We start from the raw sequence: 11,944 nt of genomic DNA on the forward strand, positions 1-11,944 counted from the left end.
CCGATCTAGGGCAAAAGCTTTCAATTTCAAAGCTTTTGCCCTTTCAGGGCGACTTTGTTGTATTTATTCTAAAACCCAGGGCACTGCCCTGGGCTAGGAGCTTCTGCCCTTTCAGGGCGTATGGGATGTGGCTTATGACACCCCCCCCTTATAATGTCAATGTTTTATGGGCGCAAAGTTACATAAAAAATATGTTTTACCAAAATCTTTTTGGCGAAAATATGTCGTTTTACCAAAATTTATTTTTGTGATTTATGTCGTTTTACCAAAATCTTTGCTGCAAAAGTGTGGTCATCAATGTCATTAAGGATTTGAACTTTCATATAAGCAAAGAAAAAGCCGCTAGGATATCGTGTGAGAATATCCTGGCGGCTTTATATGGTAGCTTGAAAAAAACTTTATTTCTTGTCGTAAGCGTGAACAGGGTAGTCGATGGTATAGTGAAGACCACGGCTCTCCTTGCGCTCTATTGCCATGCGGGTGATGAGATAACCCACATTGATCATGTTGCGGAGCTCGCAGAGTTCCTTGCTTACCTTCACACGCTTGAAGAGATTCTCGGTCTCTTCGTAAAGAAGGTCGAGGCGGTCCCAGGCACGCTTCAGTCGGAGGTCGCTGCGCACGATGCCCACGTAGTTGCTCATGCATTCGCCCACCTCCTTGACGCTCTGGGTAATCAATACCTTCTCCTCGTTGGTCAGGGTACCCTCGTCGTTCCATGCAGGAACCTTCTCATTGAAGTCGTATTCATCCACATGCTCCAGACTGTGCTTGGCAGCCGTCTCGGCATATACCACAGCTTCGATGAGAGAGTTGCTGGCAAGACGGTTGCCACCATGCAGACCGGTGCAAGAGCACTCGCCCAGGGCATAGAGGCGGTTGATGCTTGAACAGCCGTTCAAATCTACCTTGATACCACCACACATGTAGTGAGCGGCAGGACGAACTGGGATGTAATCCTTGGTGATATCGATGCCGATGCTGAGACACTTGGCATAGATGTTAGGGAAGTGACGCTTGGTCTCCTCCGGATTCTTATGGGTAACATCCAGGCAGACATGATCCAATCCGTGAATCTTCATCTCCTTATCGATGGCACGGGCCACGATGTCGCGAGGAGCCAAACTCAGGCGCTCATCATATTTCTCCATGAAGCTCTCGCCGTTAGGCAGACGCAAGATGCCGCCGTATCCACGCATTGCCTCGGTGATGAGGAATGCAGGGTGGGTCTCTCCTGGATGATAGAGGGCTGTAGGGTGAAACTGTACGAACTCCATATCTGCCACCGTACCCTTGGCACGGTAAACCATCGCCTCGCCATCACCGGTAGCGATGACTGGGTTGGTGGTAGTCTGATAAACGGCACCACATCCACCGGTACACATCACGGTAACCTTGCTCAGATAGGTATCCACCTTCTGGGTGTCAGGATTCAGAACGTAGGCTCCGTAACAGTTAATATAAGGTGTACGGCGGGTAACACGGGCACCCAAGTGGTGCTGAGTGATGATTTCTACAGCGAAATGATTTTCCTTGATATCGATGTCTGGGCAGTTGCGCACAGCCTCCATCAGACCGCGCTGGATTTCAGCACCTGTATCATCTGCGTGATGAAGAATGCGAAACTCGCTGTGTCCGCCCTCACGGTGAAGATCGAACTTGCCATCCTGCTGCTTGTCGAAGTTGACACCCCACTGCACGAGCTCCTTGATCTGCTCTGGTGCCATGGTGACAACCTGCTTCACAGCCTGATAGTCGCTGATGTAATCACCAGCGATCATTGTATCCTGTATGTGCTTATCGAAGTTATCTACTTCCAAGTTGGTAACTGACGCCACACCACCTTGTGCAAATGAAGTGTTTGCCTCATCGAGTGAGGTTTTGCAGATCATACACACTTTACCTTTATGCGCTCTGGCTACTTTCAGAGCGTAACTCATACCGGCAACTCCTGAGCCGATAATCAGAAAATCATACTTATAAACCATGTGAGTTTATTCTAATAATGCTTAATTGTTTGCAAAAGTACTAATTTCTCTTTAAAAAGAGTAATAAGAGAGGGATTTTTTGTAATTTTGCAGCGAATTTTAAGGTAATATAGTCTTTTAGACTATCAAATAGTAGCTGAAAACGCTATTTTAAAGAAAAGAACGAGATATGGCAGATAGAACTTTTCATAAGCGCTTCAATACGACGGCTCGTGTTGGAGTGGTGGTTTTCGCCCTCCTGGCAGGATATTTCTTCTGGGTCAAGATGGCGATTATTGGCATTTTCGTTGCCATCATCATTGTGGGCATGATCGAGCGTATTCTGAATACCACCTATACATTCAAGAAGGTGAAACCTATCGACCGAGATGACGAGATGGAATATCTCATCATCAACGAAGGCAGGTTCTCTTCCAACAGGAATGTGCCGGTATGCGACATCACCAGCGTGCATACCGCTAAGACCTTTCTGGGATTGGATCATTGTCTGGTGATAGAATACGGACATCATAATATGGTAACGGTGCAGCCCGATAATGAAGAGGCTTTCGAGAAAGAAATTAGTAAAAGACAATGAAAAAGATTATATATATGATGATGAGCTTCATCATGGCTACGCTCATGGCGATGCCGGTGAAGGCTCAGGATGTGATTGAAGGAGAAGTGGTGGAGCCGCAGGACGACACGGAAGTGACCGACTCCACGATGTTGGATTCCCTGGCTGCCGATACTTTGAAGCTGCCTTGGCCCGAATCGGTGCAGGTAGGTATCGGCAAACTCTTGGAAAGTAAGATGTTTGAGACATCGCAGGTGGGGATCATGGTCTGGGATATGGATGCTGATTCCTGCATCTACAAGCACAACGAACGACAGCTGATGCGCCCGGCAAGTACGATGAAACTCTTGACAGCCATCACCGCACTTGACAAGTTGGGCGGTTCCTATCAGTTCAAGACTCAGTTGAAATATACCGGAACCATTGAGGACGGTGTGCTGACGGGTGATGTTTACTGTGTGGGAGGTATGGATCCCCGTTTCAACAGTGATGACCTGACGGCATTTGTCAACAGTCTCAAGGATATGGGTGTGGATACCATTCGGGGTAATGTATATGCCGACCGTTCGATGAAGGATGCGGCATTGCTGGGCGAAGGCTGGTGCTGGGATGATGATAATCCGGTACTTTCGCCATTGGTGTTCTCCCGCAAGGACATCTTCATGGACCGTTTCCTGGCTAAGTTGAAGGATGCAGGCATCGAATATGAGGAGATGTATGCCTCTTCCAAGACCTGTCCTGCCAATGCCTTTACCATCTGTACCCGTTTCCATACCATGGACCAGGTACTGCATAAGATGATGAAGGAGAGTGACAATCTCTATGCCGAGTGCATGTATTACCAGATTGCGGCTTCTACGGGCAACCGTCCGGCAAGTGCCAAGAGTGCCCGCAACGTGGAACGGCAGTTGATCAATAAGCTGGGACTGGATGCTTCCCGCTACAGACTGGCAGATGGTTCGGGCTTGTCGCTCTACAACTATCTCAGTGCCGAGCTGGAGGTGATGATGCTCCGTTATGCTTTCCGCAACGATAACATCAAGCAGCATCTGATTCATTCCTTGCCTATAGCAGGTGTGGATGGAACCCTGAAGAAGCGTATGAAAAGAGGCAGTGTCCACGGCAATGTCAAGGCAAAGACGGGTACCCTGACCGGTATCATCTCGCTGGCTGGCTATTGTACGGCAGCCAATGGACATGAGCTTTGCTTCTCTATCATCAATAATGGAATCATGCATGGTAGCAATGCCAGACATTTTGCAGACAAGGTTTGTAATCTGCTTTGCCAACCATGATAGGGAGTTGGTAGTTAAGAATTGATAGTTTACAGTTTGTAGTTTATGGAAGAAATTCGTAGATTTGTAGATGAAATGATAACATGGGCAGGTATCACCGGCGATTACGTGCCTATGCTTCGTCATATCCTGCTCACCATCACCGCTATCTTGCTGTCGATGCTGAGCGATTTTCTGTGTCGTAAGATTGTAGTTCCGTTGATCTCGAAGATTACGGAAAAGACGGAGGCTTCCTGGGATGATGTGTTGCTGAACAAGAAGGTGCTCACTTCTGCCTGTCATATCGTGCCTGCAGTGGTAATATGGTCGCTCATGCCGCTTATCTATCTGGAATATCCTATATTCAAGGAGATTCTGGAGCGTGCTACAGGTATCTATATCGTGGTGATGTCGGTACGTACGGTATTGGTGTTCATCGGTTCCTTCAAGGGATTGGAGAATAGCGGAGAGCGCCGCTCTTCGGCTCAGCAGTATTTCCATACCTTCTGCGGTGTGCTCAGGGTATTGATGCTCTTTGTGGCTGGAGTGGTAGTGGTTGCCATCCTGTTGGGTAAGAGTCCGATGACCTTGTTTGCCGGCTTGGGTGCTACTTCGGCTGTCTTGATGTTGGTTTTCAAGGATACCATCCTCGGTCTGGCTGCCGGTGTGCGACTCACCAGCAATGATATGTTGCACAAGGGTGATTGGATTACCGTGAAGTCGGTAGATGCCAATGGTATTGTGGAGGATATGTCACTTACTACCGTAAAGGTGCGTAATTTTGATAATACCATCGTTACTATCTCGCCAGCTACCCTGGTTAACGGTTCGTTCCAGAACTGGATTGGCATGCAGAAGAGTGGGGGAAGAAGAGCGAAGCGAATCGTTTATTTTGATTTCCGTAGCATCCGATTGGTAGATGAAACCTTGAAGCAGACCTTGCTTGCCAAGCATTTCGCCACTGAGGATTCTTTCAAGTTGAAGGAATCTCTTCAGAAGGCGATAGAAAAGGATATTCAGGAAGGAAAGGATATTGAGGACTTGAAGAATCCTGCAGCTTTGGCTCCAACCAATCTCCAGCTTTATCGCAGGTTTATGGAGAAATATCTGCGTCAACGCCCTGAAGTGAATACGGAACTTACCTTGATGGTACGCCACATGGAAGCTACCCAGTGCGGTCTTCCTATCGAGTTCTATTTCTTCATCAAGGATAAGGTATGGGTTAATTATGAGCATATCCTTGCCGACATCATGGAGCATGCCTATGCGCTTGCCAATGAATTCGGCCTGAAGATTTACGAGCAATATCCGGAACAGTAATTACTTTGAACATTGAGATTTGAACTTTGAACTTTATGAATAGTTACTGTTTCGGCGGATTTGCAATCCGCCGCCGTATGGATAACTATTGCGGATTTGTAATCCGCTAAAAGGACCAAAGCAAGAAAGTAACGCCCTGAAAGGGCAAAAGCATAATAATGATCAATAACTCTTTTTTTTCAACAGAAATACTCCGTTGGTTTCGTGAGAACGGCAGAGACCTGCCTTGGCGCGAAACCAGGGATCCTTATGCTATCTGGCTGAGCGAAATCATCCTTCAGCAAACCCGCATTGCCCAAGGTTGGGAATATTGGGAACGGTTCGTGCAGACCTATCCCAAGGTAGAAGATCTGGCAGCAGCCAGCGAGGATGATGTCTTGAAGCTCTGGCAGGGCTTGGGGTATTACTCCCGTGCCCGCAATCTTCATACTGCTGCCAAGCAGATTGTGGCTCTCGGTGACTTTCCCAATACCCTTGAAGGCATCAAATCCCTGAAGGGAGTAGGTGATTATACCGCTGCTGCCATCGGCTCTTTCGCTTTCGGTATTCCGGCAGCTGTGGTTGATGGCAATGTCTATCGGGTGCTTTCCCGATATTTCGGCATCGATACTCCCATCAACTCAACACAGGGAAAAAAGGAGTTTGCGGCTTTGGCACAATCACTCTTGCCTGCCTCCGATGCGGCATCCTATAATCAGGGAATGATGGATTTCGGTGCGATTCAATGCACCCCCCAGTCTCCGAAGTGTCTGCTCTGTCCGCTTGCAGAAACCTGCGAGGCTTTGCGTTGCGGCAGGGTAGAGGAACTGCCCGTCAAGAACAAGACCGTGAAGGTGAAGACCCGCCATCTCTCCTATATATATATAAGGTGTAAATCTTCGGCAGCGGATGGTATAGGAAAATCCGAACCGATGGTTGCCATCCATCGCCGTGGAGAAGGTGATATCTGGCAGGGATTATGGGAGCCTTATAATGTTTCCGATGTCAAGGAGCTGCCTTCTTTCGTGAAGAATCCGATTTTGCTGGCAAAAGATGTCAAGCACGTACTGACTCATCGCATCCTTCTTGCCGATTTCTATCTCCTGGAAACGGAAAACCGTCCTCCACTCCCAGATGATTACATCTGGATCAAGGAAAGTGAGATAGAAGACTATGGGGTTCCGAGACTGATAGAAATCATGTTGGAAAAGATTAATCCTGCGGAATAGGATAAGTACATAAAGATCTCTTTATAAAGATACATAATAATCTCTTCATATAAAATAAAGATGATTCAATTCAATAAGAAAATGAGAGGATGGGTGATAGCTGGCGCCATCGCTTTGCTCTCTATTTTGGGCTTGTCGTCCTCTATGTTGCCAGCTGCACAGGGGGATGCACCGGGAATGGAAATCCCGGTTTCAAAGAAAAAGGTATCGCAAACCATCAGAAAGCGTTTTGCCTATACCGTATCATATAATCACGATACCCGTCAGCCTAATTGGGTGGCATGGTCATTGACCCGCGCTCATGCTTCAGGAAAGTTGAAGCGTGGCGACTTTGAGGATGATATGGATATGCCATCACCTAAGGGAATGAAGGCTGATTACTACAACAGCGCTTATGATAGGGGTCATCTCTGTCCGGCTGGCGATAACAAGTGGAATCAGAAGGCTATGGACGAGTGCTTCCTGATGACCAATATGTGTCCCCAGACCCATGCCTTGAATGCGGGTGTCTGGAATAGTATCGAACAGCAGTGTCGTACCTGGGCAAAGAAATACGGTAAGGTATATATCGTATGCGGTCCGATATTCCTGAATAAGCAGCATCGCAAACTGGGTAAGAACAAGGTGGTGGTGCCTGATGCTTTCTTCAAGGTAATCCTCCGAACTGGCAAGAATCCGCAAGCCATCGGTTTTATCTGTCGCAACCAGAGAGCTACCGGCTTGCAGAAAAAGGACTTTGTCAACTCGGTAGATGAGGTGGAGCGTATTACCGGCTACGACTTCTTCTCCAAACTTCCTGATAACATCGAGAAAAAGATAGAGGCAAAAGCCGATATCAACCAGTGGTAAAAAAGAAAATCCCCTGATGCATATCTTATTGCATCAGGGGATTTTTATCTGGTTCTATAGGAAGTCTTCTATATGATAGGTTCTATGTTATAATCCTATCCTATCGTTCAATTTCCTGTAATAGAATCTTAGTAGTTCTGAGCCTCAATCTGGAAGTAGCTTTGTGGGTGGTTGCAGACTGGACAAACCTCTGGAGCCTGCTTGCCTACTACGATATGACCGCAGTTAGAGCACTGCCAGATGCAGTCGCCGTCGCGAGAGAAGACGAGCTTGTCCTGCACGTTCTTCAAGAGCTTGCGATAACGCTCCTCGTGGTGCTTCTCGATTTCAGCCACCATCTCAAACTTGGCAGCAATCTCCTCGAAGCCTTCCTCGTGAGCTTCCTTTGCCATGCGTGGATACATTTCTGTCCACTCATCGTGCTCACCATTGGCAGCAGCCTCCAGGTTCTTCTCTGTATCCTGGATAGCACCGCCCTCCAGGTACTTGAACCACAACTTAGCGTGCTCCTTCTCGTTGGCAGCTGTCTCCTCAAAGATGTTGGCTATCTGAACATAACCGTCCTTCTTAGCCTTACTTGCAAAATATGTGTATTTGTTACGAGCCTGTGACTCACCAGCGAATGCCTCCTGGAGGTTCTTCTCTGTCTTTGTACCTTTCAATTCCTTCATAATGTCTTTTTTATAATATTAATATGTTCTTTATTAAATTCTTTTGCAAAGAAAATGCAAACGAGCGCAATGAAAGCTTGCTTTCAAATTGCCGAGTGCAACTTTTCTTATGCAAAGATATTAAACATATTTTAAATATACAAATAAATTAAGAACTATTTAACTTTTTGGCGCTTATTTAAATAAAATAAAGCAAAACCGAGCATGGCAACACCGAAGATCCACGAGATGATGGCACTGGTTACCATTCCCAGCGTATGGGTGAAACCTGCCACGATGAATGTCAGGAAGCTGACGGTAGCTACCGTCAAGGCATAAGGCAACTGAGATGAAACATGATGCACATGCTTGCACTCGGCTCCGGCACTCGCCATGATGGTGGTATCGCTGATAGGTGAGATATGGTCGCCACAGACAGCACCTGCCATGCAGGCAGAGATGGAAATGATGCGTAAAGGGTCGGCCCCTGGGAATACGGCGATACAGATAGGTATCAGGATACCGAAGGTTCCCCAGGATGTACCTGTGGCGAAAGCCAGGAAGGCAGCAACTAGGAAGATGATGGCTGGCAGGAGCATCTGGAGTTCAGAAGCGCTGCTTGCCACTACGGTGGATACATATTCTGCTGCTCCCAGCGAGTCAGTCATACTCTTCAGGGTCCATGCCAGGGTAAGAATCAGAATGGCTGGTACCATCGCCTCGAAGCCCTTGATCAGACTACTCATCGCTTCATCGAATGGTAAGGTCTTGCGAGCTGTAAACATCACGATAGTTAGAATCAGGGCTGCCAATGAACCAATCACTAGACCTATAGAGGCATTGCTGCCTGCAAAGGAATCTACGAAATTCATATAGTTGGCATTGTTGGCATCAAAGAAACCTCCCGAATATACCATACCTGCCATGCAGAAGATAATCAACATAATGATTGGAATCACAAGATCGCTCACTGAGCCTTTGCTCTTGGATGATTCTTCCTGCTTCGCTCCCACACCATGCTCCACGATCTGTAACTTGGTATCGCTCACCTCGTCGAGCTTTCCTCCGTTGGTGCGTTCATACCATTCTTTGAGTCTTGCGTCATATTTGCTCATCGCCTTGAAGTCGAAGCCCAAGATCACGATGCCAAACATAAAGAGGATGGTGAAGAATGCGTAGAAATTATAAGGTATCGCCTTGCAGAAAAGTGCCAGTCCGTTCTCGCCTCCCGATACGAAGCCCGATACTGCTGCTGCCCAACTGGAGATTGGGGAGATGATGCAGACAGGAGCTGCTGTGGAGTCGATGAGATAGGCAAGTTTCTCCTTGGTTACGCCGTTGCGCACTGCGATAGGGCGCATCACAGAACCTACGGTAAGGCAGTTGAAGTAATCATCGATGAATATCAGAATACCGAGCAGAATGGTGGCAATCTGCACACCAATCTTCGACTTTACGTGCTTGGAAGCCCATCGGCCGAAAGCCGCAGAACCACCCGCCTTGTTCATCAGTGAAACGATGCTGCCCAATACCACCAGGAATACCAGAATACCTACATTCCATGGGTCGGAAAGGCAATGTATCAAACCGTATGTCTTGGCATCATCGCCTTCACCTACAGTGTGGTTGGTCAGGTGAACGAGGAATCCGTCGAATCCTGTTCCCATCGAAATACAATATTGAACGGCACCCAGTATGATACCGATAAAAAGAGAAGAATAGACCTCCTTCGTCTTCAGCGCCAGAGCGATGGCGACGATGGGAGGCAGTAACGACCATGCGGTCCCAATCATGTTGTAATCCATTTATTATTAATATGTTTTTAAATTTTTGAATATTCCCTTGCAGAATCGCTGCCCACGAGTCTATCTTTATCATTGGAAAGGCACACAAAAAACATCATAACTTTTAAACCCAACGGAATCGAAGGGCTTAAAAGTTATGTTTCATGAATTTATAATGCGATCTCCTATAATACCATCTCTTCGTATTCCAATCCGAAGACATCGGCAACCGCCTTGAATACTACCTTGCCATTCACGATGTTCAATCCCCGATACAAAGCCTTGTCTTCCTTGCACGCCTTTCGCCATCCCTTGTCGGCAAGAGCGAGGGCATACTTCAGGGTGGCATTGGTCAAGGCGATGGTTGAGGTATGAGGCACGGCTCCCGGAATGTTGGCTACGGCATAATGCACAATGCCATCTACCATGAATGTCGGATCGGAATGGGTGGTTGGATGAGAGGTCTCGAAGCATCCTCCCTGGTCGATAGCCACATCCACCAGTACGGTGCCAGGTTCCATCAACTTCAGCATGTCTCTGGTAATCAGGTGTGGAGCTTTGTCTCCCGGAACGAGTACGCTGCCCACCACGATGTCTACATCTGAAAGTTCTTTTCGGATGTTGTGCTCATTGGAGTAGAGGGTGTGCGCATTGATCGGCAATTCCATCTCCAACTGGCGAAGACGAGGCAGACTAATATCGGTAATCCACACATCAGCACCTAATCCTGTTGCCATTCTTGCTGCAGCTTCTCCCACGGTTCCACCGCCTAGAACGAGAACCTTCGCACGGTTCACGCCCGGCACACCGCTGATCAGCTTACCCTTGCCGCCCTTGGTCTTCTGCAGATAGTAGGCACCATTGATAATCGCCATTCTTCCTGCTACCTCACTCATCGGAATGAGCAGTGGCAGATGATGGTTGTCGGTTTCTACCGTCTCGTAAGCCAGGCAGACAGCACCACTCTTGATCATGGCATCGGTGAGCTCTCTGTCGCAGGCAAAATGGAAATAAGTAAAAACAAGCTGATCCTGATGGATGAGTGGATATTCCTCGGCGATAGGTTCCTTCACCTTGATAATCATCTCAGCCTCGCGATACACACTCTGGATGTCGGGCAGGATCCTGGCTCCTACCTTCTCATACTCTTCATCAGCAAAGCCACTGTTCTCACCAGCGGTATGCTGCACCATCACTTCGTGTCCATGTCGAATGAATTCAGCTACACCAGCAGGAGTCATTCCTACACGATTCTCATTATTCTTGATTTCTTTTGGAATACCTATCTTCATGATGTTATGTTTTTAAAGGTTATACATCATTTTAACGGGATAAAGATAGTGAAAAAATCAATAGGTTGTATCGTTTGTATAGAAGATTTAACATATCTTTCTTGCCTGGTTAAGATTAGAACATAAAAAAGATTAAAATTAGAACATAAAAAAGATTAAAAAAGATGGCTGCTATCATCTTTTTGCTTATCTTTGTCCTCGTAAGCATTTCAAACTTAATAAATGGAGGACTTCTTATGAATGTCAATACGGGTATCAAGCAAGCAGTGATCTTAGCCATAGGCATTATCGTGCTTGGATTTTGTGTCAAGTCTGGACTTGAAAGTGTGATTGCCAAAGACCGCAAAGTGGTGGTGAAAGGATTGGCAGAAAAGGAAGTTGAGGCTGATAAGGTGACATGGCCTATCGTTTCCAAGGAGATTGGCAACGACTTGCCGCAACTCTATAAGAAGATCAACGCTACCACCAGCACCATCCGCCAGTTCCTGCTGGCAAATGGAGTGAAGGCAAATGAAATCAATGTCAATGCCCCTGTGGTCATCGACCTCAATGCTGAGCGATATGGCGAAAACCGTCAGCCTTACCGTTATAACATCACGTCGATCATCACCGTGACTTCCCGCAATGTGAAGGTGGTCCGTGGCATCATCGCCCGACAGGGTGACCTGCTTCAGAAAGGTGTGGCCGTCGTGGATGGTGGTTACGAAAATCCGGTGAAGTACGAGTATGTGGCTTTCCGCGAGATGAAGCCGAAGATGATGCAGGAGGCAATTGAGAATGCAGAGAAGACTGCTGCTCAGTTTGCCGAAAACAGCAAGAGCAAGATTGATAAGATCATGAACGCTGACCAAGGGCAATTCTCGATAGAGGATAGAGATTCCAATACACCTTATATTAAAAAGGTGAGGGTAGTGACTACGGTTACCTATTCTTTGAAAGACTAGTAATGAGCCCACTTTAAAAAGTAAGGCCTGTTTAAAATGTTTATATTTCATGATAATAATCTTCGATTTATGCTGTTAT

General features: G+C 47.0%; 11 protein-coding genes. 7 read left to right on the forward strand and 4 right to left on the reverse strand.

Annotated elements, in window-relative coordinates:
• Nucleotides 1-251, forward strand: a 251-nt coding sequence (locus AAAT87_RS13940) for a hypothetical protein (protein ID WP_349226750.1), incomplete at its 5' end; no start/stop codon positions are given.
• A gap of 147 nt (nucleotides 252-398) precedes the next feature.
• Here AAAT87_RS13940 and nadB read toward each other — a convergent pair.
• Nucleotides 399-1,988: an L-aspartate oxidase gene (gene nadB / locus AAAT87_RS13945; protein WP_089543750.1), complete on the reverse strand. Its 1,590-nt coding sequence runs from the start codon at nucleotides 1,986-1,988 to the stop codon at nucleotides 399-401.
• 169 nt (nucleotides 1,989-2,157) lie between these two features.
• On the opposite strand from nadB, the gene AAAT87_RS13950 reads away from it, so the two are divergent.
• The 5 genes from AAAT87_RS13950 (at nucleotide 2,158) to AAAT87_RS13970 (ending at nucleotide 7,195) form a co-directional block, all read left to right on the forward strand.
• Nucleotides 2,158-2,565, forward strand: coding sequence for a PH domain-containing protein (locus AAAT87_RS13950; RefSeq protein WP_254951300.1), 408 nt, complete (start codon nucleotides 2,158-2,160; stop codon nucleotides 2,563-2,565).
• Nucleotides 2,562-3,839 carry a D-alanyl-D-alanine carboxypeptidase/D-alanyl-D-alanine endopeptidase gene (gene dacB, locus AAAT87_RS13955; protein WP_298529484.1) on the forward strand — a complete coding sequence of 426 codons (1,278 nt, stop codon included), beginning with the start codon at nucleotides 2,562-2,564 and terminating at the stop codon, nucleotides 3,837-3,839. The genes AAAT87_RS13950 and dacB overlap by 4 nt, the downstream gene beginning before the upstream one ends.
• Before the next feature lie 45 nt (nucleotides 3,840-3,884).
• Nucleotides 3,885-5,138, forward strand: a complete 1,254-nt coding sequence (locus AAAT87_RS13960) for a mechanosensitive ion channel family protein (protein ID WP_295024546.1) — start codon at nucleotides 3,885-3,887, stop codon at nucleotides 5,136-5,138.
• Between the two features lie 155 nt (nucleotides 5,139-5,293).
• Entirely contained in the window at nucleotides 5,294-6,346 is a 1,053-nt protein-coding gene (mutY, locus tag AAAT87_RS13965) for an A/G-specific adenine glycosylase (RefSeq protein WP_428848585.1), read from the forward strand.
• Nucleotides 6,347-6,406: 60 nt separating this feature from the next.
• Nucleotides 6,407-7,195 (forward strand): DNA/RNA non-specific endonuclease, encoded by a 789-nt coding sequence (locus AAAT87_RS13970; protein ID WP_349226751.1) that lies wholly within the window; start codon nucleotides 6,407-6,409, stop codon nucleotides 7,193-7,195.
• Between the two features lie 128 nt (nucleotides 7,196-7,323).
• On the opposite strand, the gene rbr is transcribed toward AAAT87_RS13970, so the two are convergent.
• From rbr to ald, 3 genes are all read right to left on the reverse strand, one after another.
• Complete coding sequence (rbr, locus tag AAAT87_RS13975; RefSeq protein ID WP_153121892.1) at nucleotides 7,324-7,866, reverse strand: rubrerythrin; 543 nt, start codon at nucleotides 7,864-7,866, stop codon at nucleotides 7,324-7,326.
• 155 nt (nucleotides 7,867-8,021) lie between these two features.
• The gene (locus AAAT87_RS13980; RefSeq protein WP_349226752.1) at nucleotides 8,022-9,638 is read right to left on the reverse strand and encodes a Na+/H+ antiporter NhaC family protein; all 1,617 of its coding nucleotides are present in this window, start codon (nucleotides 9,636-9,638) and stop codon (nucleotides 8,022-8,024) included.
• Nucleotides 9,639-9,814: 176 nt separating this feature from the next.
• On the reverse strand, nucleotides 9,815-10,921 hold the full coding sequence (ald, locus tag AAAT87_RS13985; protein WP_349226753.1) for an alanine dehydrogenase: 1,107 nt from the start codon (nucleotides 10,919-10,921) through the stop codon (nucleotides 9,815-9,817).
• A 236-nt stretch (nucleotides 10,922-11,157) separates the two neighbouring features.
• Between ald and AAAT87_RS13990 the strand changes: the two genes are divergently transcribed.
• Nucleotides 11,158-11,865: an SIMPL domain-containing protein gene (locus tag AAAT87_RS13990; RefSeq protein ID WP_295024555.1), complete on the forward strand. Its 708-nt coding sequence runs from the start codon at nucleotides 11,158-11,160 to the stop codon at nucleotides 11,863-11,865.
• Nucleotides 11,866-11,944 lie beyond the last annotated feature (79 nt).

It is taken from the genome of Segatella sinensis (assembly GCF_040095255.1).
Lineage (GTDB): Bacteria > Bacteroidota > Bacteroidia > Bacteroidales > Bacteroidaceae > Prevotella > Prevotella sinensis.

Coding starts and splice junctions, on each gene's coding strand:
- nadB (WP_089543750.1), bottom strand. CDS start 1,988: ATGGTTTATAAGTATGATTTTCTGATTATCGGCTCAGGAGTTGCCGGT.
- AAAT87_RS13950 (WP_254951300.1), top strand. CDS start 2,158: ATGGCAGATAGAACTTTTCATAAGCGCTTCAATACGACGGCTCGTGTT.
- dacB (WP_298529484.1), top strand. CDS start 2,562: ATGAAAAAGATTATATATATGATGATGAGCTTCATCATGGCTACGCTC.
- AAAT87_RS13960 (WP_295024546.1), top strand. CDS start 3,885: ATGGAAGAAATTCGTAGATTTGTAGATGAAATGATAACATGGGCAGGT.
- AAAT87_RS13970 (WP_349226751.1), top strand. CDS start 6,407: ATGATTCAATTCAATAAGAAAATGAGAGGATGGGTGATAGCTGGCGCC.
- rbr (WP_153121892.1), bottom strand. CDS start 7,866: ATGAAGGAATTGAAAGGTACAAAGACAGAGAAGAACCTCCAGGAGGCA.
- AAAT87_RS13980 (WP_349226752.1), bottom strand. CDS start 9,638: ATGATTGGGACCGCATGGTCGTTACTGCCTCCCATCGTCGCCATCGCT.
- ald (WP_349226753.1), bottom strand. CDS start 10,921: ATGAAGATAGGTATTCCAAAAGAAATCAAGAATAATGAGAATCGTGTA.
- AAAT87_RS13990 (WP_295024555.1), top strand. CDS start 11,158: ATGAATGTCAATACGGGTATCAAGCAAGCAGTGATCTTAGCCATAGGC.